This window comes from Methylobacterium sp. WL9 (genome assembly GCF_008040035.1).
GTDB lineage: Bacteria > Pseudomonadota > Alphaproteobacteria > Rhizobiales > Beijerinckiaceae > Methylobacterium > Methylobacterium thuringiense.
Map to the genome: position 1 here is coordinate 14,393 of NZ_VRVE01000016.1, position 15,668 is coordinate 30,060.

Annotated in this window: 17 protein-coding genes; 8 read left to right on the top strand and 9 right to left on the bottom strand. The window is 67.1% G+C overall.

From position 1 onward, the window contains the following. Positions 1-127: 127 nt before the first annotated feature. The 3 genes from FV217_RS08080 to madL form a co-directional block, all read right to left on the bottom strand. On the bottom strand, positions 128-793 hold the full coding sequence (locus tag FV217_RS08080; RefSeq protein ID WP_147816682.1) for a GntR family transcriptional regulator: 666 nt from the start codon (positions 791-793) through the stop codon (positions 128-130). 131 nt (positions 794-924) lie between these two features. Beyond that, positions 925-1,689, bottom strand: coding sequence for a malonate transporter subunit MadM (madM, locus tag FV217_RS08085; RefSeq protein ID WP_147816718.1), 765 nt, complete (start codon positions 1,687-1,689; stop codon positions 925-927). Between the two features lie 5 nt (positions 1,690-1,694). Next, on the bottom strand, positions 1,695-2,201 hold the full coding sequence (gene madL / locus FV217_RS08090) for a malonate transporter subunit MadL (protein WP_147816683.1): 507 nt from the start codon (positions 2,199-2,201) through the stop codon (positions 1,695-1,697). 242 nt (positions 2,202-2,443) lie between these two features. On the opposite strand from madL, the gene mdcA reads away from it, so the two are divergent. From mdcA to FV217_RS08125, 7 genes are all read left to right on the top strand, one after another. Then, positions 2,444-4,102: a malonate decarboxylase subunit alpha gene (mdcA, locus tag FV217_RS08095; protein ID WP_147816684.1), complete on the top strand. Its 1,659-nt coding sequence runs from the start codon at positions 2,444-2,446 to the stop codon at positions 4,100-4,102. Between the two features lie 10 nt (positions 4,103-4,112). Then, a complete protein-coding gene (gene mdcC, locus FV217_RS08100) occupies positions 4,113-4,421 on the top strand; it encodes a malonate decarboxylase acyl carrier protein (RefSeq protein ID WP_147816685.1) in 309 nt (102 codons plus the stop codon). A gap of 2 nt (positions 4,422-4,423) precedes the next feature. Beyond that, complete coding sequence (locus FV217_RS08105) at positions 4,424-5,338, top strand: biotin-independent malonate decarboxylase subunit beta (RefSeq protein ID WP_147816686.1); 915 nt, start codon at positions 4,424-4,426, stop codon at positions 5,336-5,338. Beyond that, the gene (mdcE, locus tag FV217_RS08110; protein WP_147816687.1) at positions 5,325-6,041 is read left to right on the top strand and encodes a biotin-independent malonate decarboxylase subunit gamma; all 717 of its coding nucleotides are present in this window, start codon (positions 5,325-5,327) and stop codon (positions 6,039-6,041) included. Before FV217_RS08105 ends, mdcE begins: the two co-directional genes overlap by 14 nt. Next, positions 5,971-6,693, top strand: a complete 723-nt coding sequence (mdcG, locus tag FV217_RS08115; protein ID WP_306424653.1) for a malonate decarboxylase holo-[acyl-carrier-protein] synthase — start codon at positions 5,971-5,973, stop codon at positions 6,691-6,693. The genes mdcE and mdcG overlap by 71 nt, the downstream gene beginning before the upstream one ends. A gap of 62 nt (positions 6,694-6,755) precedes the next feature. Then, a complete protein-coding gene (mdcB, locus tag FV217_RS08120) occupies positions 6,756-7,565 on the top strand; it encodes a triphosphoribosyl-dephospho-CoA synthase MdcB (RefSeq protein WP_246682741.1) in 810 nt (269 codons plus the stop codon). Then, positions 7,562-8,497, top strand: a complete 936-nt coding sequence (locus FV217_RS08125; RefSeq protein ID WP_147816689.1) for a malonate decarboxylase subunit epsilon — start codon at positions 7,562-7,564, stop codon at positions 8,495-8,497. Before mdcB ends, FV217_RS08125 begins: the two co-directional genes overlap by 4 nt. A 222-nt stretch (positions 8,498-8,719) precedes the next feature. Here the strand turns inward: FV217_RS08125 and FV217_RS08130 are convergent, their stop codons facing one another. The 4 genes from FV217_RS08130 to FV217_RS08145 form a co-directional block, all read right to left on the bottom strand. After that, entirely contained in the window at positions 8,720-8,971 is a 252-nt protein-coding gene (locus FV217_RS08130; protein WP_147816690.1) for a MoaD/ThiS family protein, read from the bottom strand. Positions 8,972-8,987: 16 nt separating this feature from the next. Further along, positions 8,988-9,584 (bottom strand): CDP-diacylglycerol--glycerol-3-phosphate 3-phosphatidyltransferase, encoded by a 597-nt coding sequence (gene pgsA, locus FV217_RS08135; protein ID WP_147816691.1) that lies wholly within the window; start codon positions 9,582-9,584, stop codon positions 8,988-8,990. 72 nt (positions 9,585-9,656) lie between these two features. Beyond that, the gene (uvrC, locus tag FV217_RS08140; RefSeq protein WP_147816692.1) at positions 9,657-11,711 is read right to left on the bottom strand and encodes an excinuclease ABC subunit UvrC; all 2,055 of its coding nucleotides are present in this window, start codon (positions 11,709-11,711) and stop codon (positions 9,657-9,659) included. A 53-nt stretch (positions 11,712-11,764) separates the two neighbouring features. Next, positions 11,765-12,487 carry a protein phosphatase CheZ gene (locus FV217_RS08145; RefSeq protein ID WP_147816693.1) on the bottom strand — a complete coding sequence of 241 codons (723 nt, stop codon included), beginning with the start codon at positions 12,485-12,487 and terminating at the stop codon, positions 11,765-11,767. A gap of 362 nt (positions 12,488-12,849) precedes the next feature. Here FV217_RS08145 and FV217_RS08150 point away from each other — a divergent pair, with 362 nt between their 5' ends. Next, a complete protein-coding gene (locus tag FV217_RS08150) occupies positions 12,850-13,641 on the top strand; it encodes a L,D-transpeptidase (protein WP_147816694.1) in 792 nt (263 codons plus the stop codon). 75 nt (positions 13,642-13,716) lie between these two features. Here the strand turns inward: FV217_RS08150 and FV217_RS08155 are convergent, their stop codons facing one another. Continuing rightward, the gene (locus FV217_RS08155) at positions 13,717-14,463 is read right to left on the bottom strand and encodes a DUF2076 domain-containing protein (RefSeq protein WP_147816695.1); all 747 of its coding nucleotides are present in this window, start codon (positions 14,461-14,463) and stop codon (positions 13,717-13,719) included. 257 nt (positions 14,464-14,720) lie between these two features. Next, positions 14,721-15,620, bottom strand: a complete 900-nt coding sequence (locus tag FV217_RS08160) for a porin family protein (protein ID WP_147816696.1) — start codon at positions 15,618-15,620, stop codon at positions 14,721-14,723. Positions 15,621-15,668: the final 48 nt, after the last annotated feature.

Genomic DNA, 15,668 nt, shown 5'->3' on the forward strand with positions numbered 1-15,668 from the left:
CGGAGATCGCAAGTCCGATTTCGTTGAATGGCATGAAATTGAGTGCGATTGCTTGAAATCGTCGAACGGCTAGATTCGCGCTCTTGTAAGCGGTCGGTCGCGAGTTCAAGTCCCGCAACTGGAACCACTATTTATGCTCGGCGATGTATCGCCCGAGCGCACTCGCTGCTTTGAGCATGTGAGCCCGCATGCGCCGTGCAACAACCTCGCCGTCGCCCTCGGCCATGGCGGCAAGAATTTCGCCGTGCTCGGCGCGCGATGCCTGGATGCGAGTTCCGTAGCGCAATTGGGTGCGACGGAACGCGGAGAGCCGGGAGCGAATTGCGAGCGCCTGTTCCGCCATGAACGCATTGTGCGTCGCTCGGTAGAGCGTCTCGTGAAATTCGCGATTCAGCGCATCATACGCATCGAAGTCGCTCCTCTCCGCCATCGGGGCCGAGGCCTCGTGGAGGTCGATGAGGCGACTGCGCTCCAATGGCGTGATCCGGTAGGTCGCCAACCGCGCGCACATCGCCTCGATTTCGGCCGTCGTCTCGAACATGTCGCCGATGCGCTCGGGCGTGGTGCGCATGACGACGGCGCCCCGCCGTGGCCTCAATTCGACGAGGCCATTGAATGCGAGCTGGCGCAGCGCCTCGCGCACGGGGGTCCGCGAAGCGCCGAACCGATCCGCCAATTCCTGCTCGTCGAGCGCGGTGCCTGCGGCGAGGTTGCCGCTGGCGATTGCGTCGGTCAGCGCGTTGCGAACGTGATCGGAGAGCAGACCGCGATCCCCGACCGATCCCGAATCCATCGTCCTCGCCCGCTGTTTCAGCCTAGAGCAGGCTGCGAAAACGTGGCCACGGCTTTTCGCAGCCTGCTCTAAACTTTTGAATCGATCGCGTTTTCTGCGTTTTGATCGATTCGATCAAAACGCGGCGTGATCTAGCCGACCAGCGCCCGCACCGTAAGAAAGAAGATCGACGGGCCAACGAGGCAGCCGATGCCGGTGTGGAACGTCGCGGTCAGAGCACCATAAGGTACGAGCCGGGGATCCGTGGCCGCGAGCCCGCCCGCGACGCCGCTCACCGTGCCCATCAGGCCGCCATAGGCCATGGCCGAGCGCGGATTGTCGAGGCCGATCAACTTGGCGACCAACGGCGTGCCGACCATCACCATGACCGCCTTGGTGACGCCGGTGGCGATCGAGAGCGCCATCACGGTGGAATCCGCTCCGATAGCGGCGCCCGTGACCGGACCGACGATGTAGGTGATGGCGCCTGCGCCGATCGTCGTGATCGAGACCGCGTCATGGTATCCGAAGGCGATCGCCGTCGCCACGCCGACCAGGAAGGGCAGCAGCGTACCGAGCGCGAGTGCCAGAACACCGACCAGGCCGGCCCGCTTAGCTTCGGCAACATCGACCTCGAAAGCGGTGGCGACGATCGCGAAGTCGCGCAGCATCGCCCCACCCATCAGGCCGATACCGGCGAGCGCCGGGATGTCGGCGACCCCCTTCTTTCCGCCCGTATACAAGCCGCCGAAATAGGCGAGTGCGAGGCCGAGAACGATGGCGATCGCCGAGCCGTGCACGCGCCCGTTGGTCAGGTGCTTGGCGGCGAAGTTGGAGAGCAGCATCAGCCCGCCGACGAGGGCGAAGGCCGCGACGAGGCTCTGCTCGATGAAGACGTGTTCGATCCCGTGCAACATCGTGCTCAAAGCCTCCGGCCAGCAGAAATCGCGGAGGCGGATGCGTCTCGCACCGGCTCGACGGTCGTCTTGGCGTCCGTACCCTTGGGGGGCGGCAGTTCTTCGGCATCACCGGCAATGACGGAGCCGCCATGTTCGGCCCAGTGGTCGTCTTCCGGCCGGCGGCCGAACCGGCTCAACAGCGCCACGCAGCCGAAGCAGAGTACGAGCGACCCGGTCGCGGCGATGAGTACGATCGGGCCGCCGCTCGCCGCTGCGACCACGTTCTGCTGCGCAGCCATGGCCACGACGATCGGGATATACAGACCGGCCCAGAACTCGACCCCGAAGGTCACGCCCTTCGTCAGGCGGCCATGGTTCTTCAGCCAGACGCGCGCAGCGATGAGCAAGATCATCGCGATGCCGACACCGCCGACATTGGCCTTCACACCGAGCGCGGCACCGAGCAGATCGCCGAGATAGACGCCGATCAATGTGCAGGTTGCGAGAAGCGCGACACCGAGGATGATCATGGCTTCACATCCGCGCAAAGGAGGAAGCACGGCGTCCGACCGGGAGCATCGGCGTTGGTTCGGTATACGGCGTCCATGGGCGTCGCCTCCTGCGGCCTCGTGATTCGCATTATGTTTCATTCTGTATACATTTGATTGACAAAACCGCAATAGAGGATACAAAAATGGCTGAGATGGCTGCATAAAAATTCTGCAATGCGGAATTTAGGCGTCTTCGTATACGCAATGCCCCGGAGGGACCGATGGTGGATTGGCGGAAGCAGCGTGCGGATCGGGATGCGCGAATCGCTGCCGGTCGCGCGCATTCGGACGGACGGAGCGGCGGCAAGGTCGTCGCGGCCGCCTCCGTCGTCGATCTGCTGGAGGCCGTCCTGAAGCCGGGCGATCGAGTCTGCCTGGAGGGCGACAACCAGAAGCAAGCCGATTGCCTCGCACGTGGCCTGAGCGCCTGCGATCCGGCGAAGATCCACGACCTGCACATGGTGCAGTCAGGCATCGTGCTGCCGGAGCATCTCGACGTCTTCGAGCAGGGGATCGCGAAGCGGCTCGACTACTCGTATTCCGGCCCGCAGGGCGGCCGCATCGCCAAGATGCTCTATGGCGGTCAGATCGAACTCGGTGCGGTGCACACCTATCTGGAGCTGTTCGCCCGCTACTTCGTCGATCTGACGCCGAACGTCGCGCTGATCGCCGGCGTATCGGCCGATCGCGACGGCAATCTGTATACCGGGCCGAACACCGAAGACACGCCGACGGTCGTCGAGGCCACCGCCTTCAAGAACGGCGTCGTCATCGCCCAGGTCAACGAGATCGTCGAAAAAGTCCCCCGCGTCGACATCCCGGGTGACCGCGTCGATTTCGTCGTCGAGGCGGATAGGCCCTTTTATGTGGAGCCGCTCTTCACCCGCGATCCGGCCGCGATGACCGAGACACAGATCCTGATGGCCATGATGGCGATCAAGGGGATCTATGCGGAATACGGCATCCGCAGGCTGAATCATGGAATCGGCTTCGGGACGGCGGCGATCGAACTGCTGCTTCCGACCTATGGGGAGAGACTTGGCCTCAAGGGAAAGATCGCGACGCATTGGGCGCTCAACCCGCATCCGACGCTGATCCCGGCGATCGAGTCGGGCTGGGTGGAGCAGGTGCATTGCTTCGGCTCGGAGGTGGGCATGGACCGCTACATCCGTGAGCGGCCGGACGTGTTCTTCACCGGCGCCGACGGCTCGCTGCGCTCGAACCGCGCCTTCTGTCAGACCGCCGGGCTCTATGCCTGCGACATGTTCATCGGCGCGACCTTGCAGATCGACCTGATGGGCCACTCCTCCACCATCACGACGAACCGCGTCGCTGGTTTCGGCGGCGCGCCCAATATGGGCTCCGACCCGCATGGGCGGCGCCACCCCTCCGATACCTGGATGAAGGCGGGCCGAGAGGCGCAGATCACCGGCGATCCGGCCTTGATGCGCGGGCGCAAGCTCGTGGTACAGCTCGTCGAGACCTTCGGCGACAAGCTCGTGCCGACCTTCGTCGAGCGTCTCGACGCCCTCGAACTCGCGAAAAAGATCGGGTTGGAGCTCGCTCCGGTGATGATCTACGGCGACGACGTCACCCACATCGTCACCGAGGAGGGCATCGCGAACCTCCTGCTCTGCCGTGACGCCGACGAGCGCGAACAGGCGATCCGCGGCGTGGCCGGTTACACCGAGGTCGGGCGCGGACGCGACAAGGCGAAGGTCGAAGAGCTGCGATCGCGCGGCATCGTTCGCCGTCCGGAAGATCTCGGCATCGAACCGCTCGACGCCGACCGTTCCCTGCTGGCGGCCAGGTCGATCAAGGATCTCGTGCACTGGTCGGGTGGTCTTTACGAGCCGCCGGCCCGGTTCCGAAACTGGTGAGGGTTACCCCATGGAAACGCTGACCTTCCGCCACACGACGACGAAGCCGCTCGGCGGCACGACCTCGCAAGCGATCACCGGTGTCGTCGCATCGGGCAATCTCGAAGTCTTGCTGGAGCGCATCCTGGCACCCGATTCGTGCGAGATCGCGATCGAAACGCCGATCAACGGCTTCGGCGATGTCTGGGAAGCCGTGGTCGCCGACTTCGTCGCGCGTGCGCAGCCCGGCGGCTTGCGCATCAGCATCAACGATGGCGGCGCGCGCCCCGACACCGTTTCCCTGCGCCTGTTGCAGGGCGCCCGCTTGATGGAGGCTTGAGCATGGCTCTTCCCGATCCGAATGCGGTGAGCTGGTACGAGGCCACGGCCCGTCAGCGCCTCTCTGCGTTTCTCGACGCAGGCACATTTGTCGAATTCCTGGGCCCTGCCGAGCGGCGGATGAGTCCGCATCTGCCGCTCTTCGACCTGCCGCGCGCCTTCGACGACGGCATCGTCACGGGCCGCGGCACCCTCGACGGCAAGCCCGTGCTCATCGCCGCCCAGGAGGGCCGCTTCATGGGCGGCGCCTTCGGCGAAGTGCACGGAGGCAAGCTCGTCGGCCTGCTTCGCGCCGCGCTCGACGTGAAGCCGGACGCGGTGCTGATCCTGCTCGATACCGGCGGCGTCCGGCTGCAGGAGGCCAATGCCGGCGAAACCGCGATTGCCGAGACGATGCGTGCCATCGTCGATGCACGCGCGGCCGGCGTGCCGGTGATCGGACTGATCGGCGGCCGGTCCGGCTGCTACGGAGGCGGCGGCCTCATCGCCGGCACCTGTTCACGCCTTGCCGTTTCGGAAAGCGGGCGCATCTCGGTCTCCGGTCCTGAAGTGATCGAGACGAACAAGGGTGCGGAGGAATTCGACTCGCGCGACCGGGCGTTGGTCTGGCGTACCATGGGCGGAAAGCACCGCAGGCTGATCGGGGGAGCCGACGCCTATGTCGACGATTCCGTTTCCGCCTTCCGTGCCGCCGCGCTCGACCTGATCGGGCACGCTCCGGCCTTCGACCTCGCGACCCTGGACGCCGAGCAGGCACGCCTGGAGTCACGCCTGGTGCGGTTCGGCGATTGCCGCGACGCCACGGAGATCTGGGCTCGGCTCGGCGTCAACGATCCCGACGCGATCCCGTCCATGACGACGGCCGCCTTCGCGGAAACCGTGGCAGGCGTGACGGAGGCCTCCCATGACGCTCGCTGAAATCCTCGCCTCGCTGTTTCCGGACGGCCATTCGGTCGTCGTCGAGAACGGCCTCGTCACCGGCGGCGGCAGCCTCGACGGGCATCCGCTTCATGTCGTCGGTATCGACGGCACCACACCGCTCGGCGTGGACGAGGCGTTGACGCTGTCGGCGGCCGTGCTGGAAGCGATCCGCGCGGGCGATCGCGCACCGATCCTCGTGGCGATCGATTCGGACAGCCAGCGCATGAGCCGGCGCGACGAACTGCTCGGCCTCAACGAGTGTCTCGCCCATCTGGCCAAGTCGCTGCTCCTCGCAAACCACTCCGGGCATCCGACGATCGGTCTGATCTACGGCCACTCGGCGGCTGGCGCCTTCATCGCGACCGCGCTCGCCACCCGCGTGCTCGCCGCACTGCCGGGGGCCCATCCAAGCGTCATGGACCTGCCCTCCGTCGCACGCGTGACCAAACTCCCGCTGGACAAGCTCGAGGACATGGCGAAATCGACCCCGGTCTTCGCGCCGGGGCTCGACAACATGGTCGCGACCGGCGCCGTCCATGTCGTGCTCGATCCGGGCAAGCCACTCGACGGCCAGATCCGCAATCTGATCGGCAATCTGCCGCAGGGCGACCACCGCGACCGGCTCGGCCGTGAGCGCGGCGGCCGTCCGGCCGCCCAGGACGTTGCCGCGCGCGTCGCAGAGCAGGCGCGCGGTGCCTGACAGCCTCCGTCGCCACGACCTCTTCAGGATCGATCCCGCGTCGTGGGCGACGCACCTTCGCGGGCGTCCAGACCTGGAGGGCGTGCCCCACGTTGAAACCTGGGCGCACAAGCGCCGACCTTTGATCGTGCGCCGTCGCAACGCTGGCGAAGACCGCCTCACGGTGCCGCTCGGGCTGCCTCTGCCGCCCGGCGACGGCAAGCGGCGGATCGGCATCGTTCTGCGGCCCGACGCGCTCGAACCGTGCCCGGCGCCGAGTCTCGCGGATGTTGCCGATGTGGCTCCGCCCGCTTGGCGTTCGTCGATCGAAGCGCTGATCGCCGTTGGCGGACGTCATGGCGTCGTGCCGCGCCCGTTCGGCGCGCTGCTCTGGCAGGCCATGACCGGCCTCGCCTACCTGACGCCGGCCTCGGACCTCGATCTCCTCTGGCCGCTCGCCGACAAGCTCCCGCCATGCCTGCTCGGCGAGATCGCCGACGTCGCGGCCAAGACCCCGATGCGCCTGGACGGTGAACTGATCCTGCCCGACGGCGCCGGCATCCATTGGCGGGAATTGTTCGAGGCGCCGGAGGACGGCGAGGTGCTGGTCAAGTATCGGGACCGCCTGGACATGCGTCCGGCCGCGGCCTTGCGCGCGAGCATCGCGGCGTGAGCGCAGCCGTCGCCTGGCCTGCCCCGCCCACGCCCACGCCCACGCCTTGCGGCCAGAAGCGCATCGCGCGCCTGGCAGTCGACGCCTTGCGGCTCGAACTCGACACCTACCCCAAACCCGGCCTCGTCAGCCGCGTCGACAGCGGCAGCCACGCCGACATGGACGCATCGACCTTCGAGGCGAGTGCGGCAGCGCTCGAGCCTTACTTCGAAGAACTGGCGCGTGCAGGCGCCGAGGATCGCGGCATGGACGCTCTGCGCCGAATCGGTCTCGACGCGGAATCCGCCATGCGGACGGCGACGGCAGGCATCAATACGCATCGCGGCGCGATCTTCGGCCTCGGGCTGCTCGTCGCGGCGGCAGGCGCCCTCGACGACGGAGGCTCCCCCTTGGGTCCGGGTGTGCTCTGCGCTCATGTGCGTGCCCGTTACGCAACAGACATTCTCGGTGGGCCGGCCCTGCTGCACATGCCCGGCGCAAGGGTCCGGCAACGCTACCGCATCGGCGGTGCGCCGGCAGAGGCTGCGGCGGGCTTTCCAACGCTCTATCGCGTCGGGCTGCCCGCCTTGCGCCGCGGCCGGGTCGCTCAGCCCGACAATCCGGAGGCGGCCAGGGTCGAAGCCTGTCTCGCTCTGATCGCGCAATTGCAGGACACCAACCTGCTCCACCGTGGGGGAGAGGCGGGCTACCGCTTCGCGCGCGAGGCGGCGGCCGGATTCGCCGCGCGCGGGGGCATCTCCTGCGACGATTGGCTGAAGGAGGCTGTGCGGCTGCATCACGCCTTCGTCGCGCGCAACCTGAGTCCCGGTGGTGCGGCGGATCTGCTGGCGATGACGCTGTTCGTCGACGCCGTCGAAGAGGTCGGCCCGTGAGCCTTGCCGTACTCCTGTCCGGTCAAGGCGGCCAACATCCGGGCATGTTCGACCTGACGGCCGATTGCATCGAAGCTCAGCCTGTTTTCCAGGCCGCAACGCCGCTTCTCGGCGGCACCGATCCGCGCGACCTCGCAAGGGCCGGCGGCAAGGCGCTGCACGAGAACCGCACCGGGCAGATCCTGTGCTGCGTCGCCGCCCTCGCCGGCTGGGCGGTCGTGGAGGCGGCTGGTCCGAAGCGGGTGATCGTGGCCGGCTACAGTATCGGCGATCTCGCCGCTTGGGGCGTCGCGGGGCGATTTCCTTCAGACACCTTGCTGCGTCTTGCCGCCACGCGCGCAGAGGCGATGGACGCAGCTTCGGGCGATGGCTTCGGCCTCGCGGGCCTTCGTGGACTTCCCCTCGATCTGGTGGAAAGCATGGCCCGCCGCCACGACTGCCACCTCGCTATCCGCAATGCCCCGGACAGCAGCGTCGTCGGAGGAAAGCGGGATGCGCTCGACGCTCTCTGCCGGGAAGCCGTCGGCGCCGGTTCGCAGCGCGCCGTCGTCCTCCCCGTCCACACGCCCTCGCACACGCCGCGACTCAAGGCTGCGACAGATCGGTTTCGTGATGTTCTCGCGCAGGAGGAGCCGTGCCGCCCCGGGCCTGGTGCGCCGCGCCTCATCAGCGGTCTCGATGGGACGACGGTGTTTGCTGCCAAGGCCGGGCTGGAAAAGCTGGCGCTTCAGATCTCGCAGACCCTCGATTGGGCGGCATGTCTCGTGGCATGCCGCGAATACGGCGTCGATCAGGTCTTGGAACTCGGCCCCGGCCATGCGCTCGCAACGATGGCGCGCGACGCTCTACCCGCAGCCCGCGTCCACGCACTCGAGGATTTTCGGTCTCCGGACGGCATCGTCGCGTGGGTGCGAGATGCGCAATCGCGGTGAGACGCTATTGCTCACGATAGAATTTCATTCGTGGATGCTGATTGCCACAGAAGCCGGCATTCAACCCTCTATTCCGATGTCTTAGCGTACGACAACGATGGACGGCTATCGGCCGTTTCGGTCGGCGAGAACGCCGTCTGCAAAGCCGGTGGCGAAGCCGAGCCGCCCTGGGCGGACCGCCGATATCGACGGCACCACGCTCAACGGCATCCCTTCCTAAGCTCAGCCGCCCGTCATCGGTGGAAAGAAGGCGATCTCGGCGGCGCCCGTGATCGGACTGTCGGGCCGGGCGTGCACCCGGTCGATCGCGGCGCGGACCACACCCTCGTTCTCGAAGGCGTAGGCGTATTCCTCGCCGTGGGTCTTCAGCCAGGACACGAGGCCGGCGATGGTGTCGATGCCGGGTGGCGGGGTGACGGTCTCGTCGGCCTTGCCGATCCGTTCGCGGACCCAGGCGAAATACACGAGCTTCATTGTTCGACCGATCGTCTCAAGGCTCGTGGATGACGTGCCGGATTCCGGCCCGCATGTAGTCCCAGCCGGTGTAGAGCGTGAGGGCTGCGGCGATCCAGAGCAGGACGAGGCCGATATCGACCGTGTGCGGCAGGATGGTCTCGCCGGCCGGCCCCGCGACGAGGAAACCCAGGGCCACGAGTTGCAGGGTCGTCTTGTACTTCGCGACCTTGCTCACCGGCACGCCGACCTTCAGCTCGGCGAGATACTCACGCAGCCCCGAGACCAGCACCTCACGGCACAGGATCACGATCGCCGCCCACAGCGAGAAGCCGGAGATGGTGTGGTCTGCGGCGAGCATCAGCAGGCAGGCCGCGACCAGGAGCTTGTCGGCGATCGGGTCGAGCATCCGGCCGAGGGCCGAACTCTGCGCGTAGGCGCGGGCGACATAGCCGTCGAGATAATCGGTGATGCCGGCCACGATGAAGATCGCGAGCGCGGCGAACCGCGCCCCGATCTCGTCCGGCCAGAACAACAGGGCGACCAGCACCGGCACCGCGACGAGGCGGCCATAGGTCAGGCAGTTCGCCAGCGTCCAGGCCTGCGAGCGCCTTCGGGGAAAGACCGCGTTCATCGGCGAGGTGAAATCATGCGCTCGCGGGGGCGTCAACCGCGGCGTTTGGCAAGGAGGCCTGAGCATTTGGGTTCAGGCGTTCGTATGGAAGAAATCGTAGACGGCCCTCGCCGTCGCGGCATTCACCCCCGGAGCCTGGGCGAGATCTTCGAGCGCCGCCCTCTGGATCGCCTTCACGGTCCCGAAATGGTGGAGAAGCGCGCGTTTGCGCGTCGGCCCGATGCCGGCGATCTCGTCGAGGGGATTGCGAACCATCTCGCGCTTGCGCTTGGCCCGGTGGGTGCCGATGGCGAAGCGGTGGGCCTCGTCGCGCAGGCGCTGCACGAAGTAGAGGGTCGGATCGCGCGGCGGCAGCTTGAACGGCGGCTTGCCGGGAATGAAGAAGGTCTCGCGGCCGGCATCGCGGTCACGGCCCTTGGCGATTCCGGCAAGCGCCAGATCGGTGACGCCGACTTCTTCCAGCATCGAGCGGGCGGCCTCGAGCTGACCCTTGCCGCCGTCGATCAGGACGAGGTCGGGCCAGGCGGGAAATGTTTCGCTGTCGGCCTCCGGCTCGGGGACCGGCTCCGGCGCGCCGCCCTCGCTCGCGGCGAGCGCGGCTTCCTTCGGCGTACGCGGCGACTCCTTGACGAGGCGCTTGAAGCGGCGGTGCAGCACCTCGCGCATCATCCCGAAATCGTCACCCGGGCTCAGCTCCTCCGACTTGATCGTGAAGGTGCGATAATGCGTCTTCATGAAGCCGGTCGGGCCGGCGACGATCATCGCCCCGACGGCGTTCGTACCAGAGATGTGCGAGTTGTCGTAGACCTCGATGCGGCGCGGCGGCTTGTCCAGGCCGAAGGCCTGGCCCAGCGCCACCAGCAGCTTGCCCTGCGAGGCGGTGTCGGCGAGGCGGCGGCCGAGCGCCTCCTTGGCGTTGCGCTGCGCGTAGTCGACCAGCGCCTTGCGCTCGCCACGCTGGGGCTGGTGGATGTCGACGCGGTACTCGACGCGGCTCGACAGGGCGGCGGCGACGAGTTCGGCCTCCTCGACGGCATGGCTCGTCAGCACGACGCGCGGCGCCGGCTTGTCGTCGTAGAACTGGCCGATGAACGAGGCGAGCACCTCGTCGGCGCTCATGGAGCGGTCGGCTTTGGGGAAGTAGGCGCGGTTGCCCCAGTTCTGGAAGTTCCGGAAGAAGAACACCTCAATGCAGAACTGCCCGGCCTGTTCGTCGAGCGCGAACACGTCGGCCTCCTCGACGCCCTGCGTGTTGACACCCTGCACACCCTGCACCGTCGAGAGTGCCGCGATCCGGTCGCGGAATCGCGCGGCGCGCTCGAACTCCATCGCCTCGGAGGCCTCCTGCATCGATTCCCGCATGCGGTCCTTCACGGCGTTGGACTTGCCGGACAGGAAGGCCTGCGCGTTCTCGGCGAGGCCGGCGTAATCCGCCTCCGAGATCTCGCCGGTGCAGGGGCCGGCGCAGCGCTTGATCTGGAAGAGCAGGCAGGGCCGCGAGCGGTTCTCGTAGTAGCTGTCGGAGCAGGTGCGCAGCAGGAAGGCGCGCTGCAGGGCGTTCACCGTGCGGTTGACCGCCCAGACATTGGCAAAGGGGCCGTAATAGCTGCCCTTCCGGCGGCGCGCGCCGCGGTGCTTGACGATCTGCGGAGCCGGCCCTTCGGAGGTCAGCAGGATATAGGGAAACGACTTGTCGTCCCGCATCAGCACGTTGAAGCGGGGCTTCAGCTGCTTGATGAGGTTCGCCTCGAGCAGCAGCGCCTCGGTCTCGGTTGCGGTGGTGACGAACTCCATCGCCGCCGTCTGCCCGATCATGCGGGCGATGCGGTTCGAATGGGCTTGGCCCCGGGCATAGGAGCCGACGCGGGCCTTCAAGCTCTTGGCCTTGCCGACGTAGAGGACGTCGCCCTTGGCATCGAACATCCGGTACACGCCGGGCGATGTCGGAAGGGTCGACCAGAACCGCTTGATGACCTCGGTGCCGGCGGCGACCGCCCCGGGCTCGAAATCGAAGTCGATCTCGGCCGCATCGTCGAGAGCCGGAGCCTCGGTCTCGTCGTCCTCGGCGGCGTCGAACGCGTCCGGCGGAACGTCACCTTGGGCAGATCGGGGCGCGTGGCGGCTCATGGCCCCGATGTAAGGTCCGGCGATTCCGCTTGGAAGGGCCGGCGGCGCGCAGGTCAGCCGAACAGGGCGTCGATATCCGTCTGATCGACGTGGCCGGCATCCTCGGCAAGCTTCGGGCCGTTGAGGAGCGAGCTCTCGTCGTCCTCGGAGGGCGGCGGCGTATCGACCGAGATGAGCTCGCGGAAGCTGTCGAGACCGCTCCAGGCCTCGATCATCCGGTCGAGATGCTCCTCGACGAACTTCAGCACGCTCACGATTTTGCTGATGCGCTGGCCGGTCAGGTCCTGAAAGTTGCAGGCCTCGTAGGCGACGATCACCCGCTCGAGGATGACGTCGACATGGGCCTGCGTCGCCCGCGGAAGACGCTGGCCGCGCAGCATGTTGGCATTGGTCTCGATTTCCTCGATCGCGCCGAGGATCGTGGACGTCGCAGCCTCGGTCGATTCGACCACGGCGTCGAGTTCACCTGCGACCCGTTTCATTCCCTTCCCGGCGCTGTCCGAGCGATGGAGGTTGGCGATCTCCTGCTTGGTGCGGGTGATCGCATCCTTCATCAGGTCGAGTTCGGAGCGCATGGAGAAGGCTTCGGTCAGTTCGCGCCGGCAGGCGTCGATGGTCTCGCCGGTGCTGGCCTGCGTGATGCGCCGCAGATCCTGGATCGCAGCCAGGATTTCATCGAGCTGGGCCGCTCGCGCGGGCGAGGCGGCTTCCATCTCCGACGTCATGTCCGAGGTCAGGCCGAGGGTGTCCTCGATGCGGTATCGCTTTGCGGTCATCGGTCGGCTGCGGCCCATGTCGAGGGTGTCGAGGCAGGATTACCGAAAACGGTTTCCATTTCCTGAATGTCCGACTTCCGCGGCCGGAGTTTACGCAGTGTTGACGACGAATCGGATCATTCCGCGCCGCGCGCCCTCGACACCTTCGACGACGCAAATCGCGTTCAACAGATAACGCATTGATACAAAGCGATATTTGGAATTCACGAGCTTTCACCGAAGCTCCGCCGTCGTGAACGATTCACTACGTTTTTTCACGGCTTTCTCGCCTTGCCGCCCGATCATCGAGACAGGAGCGCGGCGCAGTCGTCGGCGGCACGGGCGCTTCTGATTCATTTCGGATGCTGAAAGGACCACGCGCGATGCGTTTGGCGGTAACCGTGTCGGCGGCGGCGCTCGCCACCCTCATCTCGGGCCATGTGGCCGAGGCCCAGTCCCGATCCGGCCAGTATGGCGGCGGCTTCATCGAGTACCTGATGACGGGCGACGGACCCGCACCCATCGTCCCCCGCGGCGGCCGGGGTCTGCGCGACGACGGGACTCTGCCGCAGCATCCGGCGGCCTACGGCTACGGAGGCCCGGATGCGATGCGTTACCCCGACGGCGACCCCTATTCGGGGCATAGCCCGGAGGCAGCGACGCCGCACACCCGCCTCGCCGCCCTCCCCTCCCGCCCGGAGCCGCAGGAGGTGGCGATCGGCCGTGCGATCGACCCGCGCTACGAGCGGCAGGTCGTCGAATTTCCCGGCGCGCGGCGCGCGGGCACGATCGTGATCGATACGAACGCCAAGCACCTCTATCTCGTACAGGACGGCGGCCGGGCGATCCGCTACGGCATCGGCGTCGGCCGGCCCGGCTTCCTCTGGACCGGCACCAAGACCATCAGCCAGAAGCGCGAATGGCCGGATTGGACGCCACCCTCGGAGATGTTGGCGCGCCGCCCCGATCTGCCCCGCCACATGGAGGGCGGCCCCGGCAATCCGCTTGGTGCGCGGGCGATGTATCTCGGCTCTTCGCTCTACCGCATCCACGGCACCAACGAGCCGCACACGATCGGCCAAGCGGTGTCGTCCGGCTGCATCCGGATGATGAACGAGGACGTCATCGACCTCTATCAGCGCACGTCGGTGGGCACACGCGTCGAGGTGCTCTGACATCGCCGCACAAAAGAACCCCCGACACCGTGTGAGCGGCGCCGGGGGTTCTTCTTGAAGTCCCTGCTCCGGCGATCAGACCCAGTCGTCTTCCCCGCCGCCGCCGAAATCGCCGCCGGGATCGCTGTCGAAGGATGCGTCGTCGAAGCCGCCGGTATCGCTGCCGCCGCCGAGCGCCGAGCCGAGATCCTGGTTGCCGCCACCGCCGTCACTTCCGAAGAAGTTGTTCTCCGTGACGGTGTCTCCGCCGCCGAGCCCGGCAGCCGCCGAGCTGCCGAGATGCGAGTGACCGCCAGCGAATGCGTTCGAGAGCGCGCTCCCGAGCAGCATGCCGCCGGCCGCGCCCGCTGCCATCGGCAGCGCGGATGCGAGGAAACCGCCGCCGCGCGCAGGAGGCTGCTGCGCCTGTCCGGCCCATGGGCCGCCCTGTTGCGGACCGCCGTATCCCGGCTGGCCGCCGTAGCCGCCACCCTGCTGCGGACCGCCGTAGCCGCCCTGGTTACCCCAGGGCTGACCGCCCGGCCGCTGCTGCGGCTGCGGGTCCTGGCGTGAACCGCCCCCGCCGAAGATGCTCGACAGGAAGCCACCGCCGCCCTGAGGCTGCGCCTGTGCCTGCTGCCGCGCCTGCTCGAGCTGCTGGTTGAGGCTCTTGATCGCCTCCTCCTGCACGTAGATCAGCTGGGCCATCGCGTAGGGTGCATATGGCTGGGTGCGCAACTTCTCGGCGATGAAGCGCTCGGCATCGGCGTCGCGCTGCTGGTTTCCGGCCTGTTCCAAGCGCTGGAAGATTCCGTTGATGATGTCGCGTTCTTCGCTGTTCATGGCCGTCCTCCTGAGGGCGGGCGGCAGCAGCGCCACCGCTTGTCGCCTACGACATGGGGGGCTGCGATGGCTTTGTCAGGGGGCCGTGTAAAATTTGCGATGCGTACGGAGCCGGGGGAAGGAACTCGCGCCGGAGCCGATCGGGCCTACCCACCTCGAAACGCGAAAAGCCCGGCCGTGAGGCCGGGCTTCCAGAACGATACCGAAGCGGTAGGACTGATCGGGCTCGACCGCGAGGATCGCCGTCCAGTCGGGTCTTAGTACGAGCCGAACTTGTAGTTCACGCCGGCGCGGACGACGGCGAAGTCGGTGTCGCGGGTGCGGGCGGCACCGGAGACCAGCGCGACGTCAGGCGAGCTGATCGAGATGGTGCGGCCGGCAGCGTTCTGAGCGAAGGCGCCGTTGAGGCCGTTGCCCTGGTCGAGGTTCACGTAGAGACCTTCGATCTTGAACGTCACGGCCGAGGACTTGAAGAAGTTCAGGAACGAGTCGGTGGGGAGAGCGTACTCGACGCCGCCGCCGACAGCGTAACCGGTCTTGAAGTCGTCGCTGGAGCCGTTCGGGAGACCGAAATCGCTGCCACCGCCGGCGCCGTAGGCGAAGCCGCCCGTTGCGTAGACGAGGGTGCGGTCGAAGGCGTAGCCGAGACGGCCGCGGACCGTGCCGAAGTAGTCGAGGCCCGACAGGCCCGACGGGTTGAACACGGTGGTGCCGGGCACGATGCCGCCGCCGGCAGCGGTGGCGAAGGCGAAGCGGTTACGATCACGGCCGAAATCGGCGTACTGGGCGTCGGCCTCGATACCGACGACGAAGCCCGAACCCGGCGTGAACTGGTAGTTGTAGCCGATCTGGCCACCGCCAACGAAACCTTCGTTGTTGTTGCGGTTGCTGAAGGCGAGAACGCCGGGCTGCAGGCCGGCCGGGCTTGCGAAGATGCCGGTGCTGGCAGCGGCGCCGACGACGGTCGGAGCGTTGCTGTCGCTGGTGCCGAAGCCGTAACCGGCGTTGAAACCGGCGTAGAAGCCCGTCCAGGTGAACACGGGCACCGGAACGAAGACCGGCGGCGGCGCAGCGCGGCGCGGAAGGTCGGCGGCGAAGGCCGAGCCGACGAAGGCAATGGCAGCGAAGGCGGTGGACGCCCGGAGGATCGATTTCATCGTACTGGTCCCTTTACTCTGCGTCGGCGCACCCCTCAGGGCCGGTCC

What these genes read in the sequence shown, in the direction of transcription:
- FV217_RS08080 (WP_147816682.1), bottom strand. Translation starts at nt 793, where the DNA reads ATGGATTCGGGATCGGTCGGGGATCGCGGTCTGCTCTCCGATCACGTT.
- madM (WP_147816718.1), bottom strand. Translation starts at nt 1,689, where the DNA reads ATGTTGCACGGGATCGAACACGTCTTCATCGAGCAGAGCCTCGTCGCG.
- madL (WP_147816683.1), bottom strand. Translation starts at nt 2,201, where the DNA reads ATGATCATCCTCGGTGTCGCGCTTCTCGCAACCTGCACATTGATCGGC.
- mdcA (WP_147816684.1), top strand. Translation starts at nt 2,444, where the DNA reads ATGGTGGATTGGCGGAAGCAGCGTGCGGATCGGGATGCGCGAATCGCT.
- mdcC (WP_147816685.1), top strand. Translation starts at nt 4,113, where the DNA reads ATGGAAACGCTGACCTTCCGCCACACGACGACGAAGCCGCTCGGCGGC.
- FV217_RS08105 (WP_147816686.1), top strand. Translation starts at nt 4,424, where the DNA reads ATGGCTCTTCCCGATCCGAATGCGGTGAGCTGGTACGAGGCCACGGCC.
- mdcE (WP_147816687.1), top strand. Translation starts at nt 5,325, where the DNA reads ATGACGCTCGCTGAAATCCTCGCCTCGCTGTTTCCGGACGGCCATTCG.
- FV217_RS08130 (WP_147816690.1), bottom strand. Translation starts at nt 8,971, where the DNA reads ATGAAGCTCGTGTATTTCGCCTGGGTCCGCGAACGGATCGGCAAGGCC.
- pgsA (WP_147816691.1), bottom strand. Translation starts at nt 9,584, where the DNA reads ATGAACGCGGTCTTTCCCCGAAGGCGCTCGCAGGCCTGGACGCTGGCG.
- uvrC (WP_147816692.1), bottom strand. Translation starts at nt 11,711, where the DNA reads ATGAGCCGCCACGCGCCCCGATCTGCCCAAGGTGACGTTCCGCCGGAC.
- FV217_RS08145 (WP_147816693.1), bottom strand. Translation starts at nt 12,487, where the DNA reads ATGACCGCAAAGCGATACCGCATCGAGGACACCCTCGGCCTGACCTCG.
- FV217_RS08150 (WP_147816694.1), top strand. Translation starts at nt 12,850, where the DNA reads ATGCGTTTGGCGGTAACCGTGTCGGCGGCGGCGCTCGCCACCCTCATC.
- FV217_RS08155 (WP_147816695.1), bottom strand. Translation starts at nt 14,463, where the DNA reads ATGAACAGCGAAGAACGCGACATCATCAACGGAATCTTCCAGCGCTTG.
- FV217_RS08160 (WP_147816696.1), bottom strand. Translation starts at nt 15,620, where the DNA reads ATGAAATCGATCCTCCGGGCGTCCACCGCCTTCGCTGCCATTGCCTTC.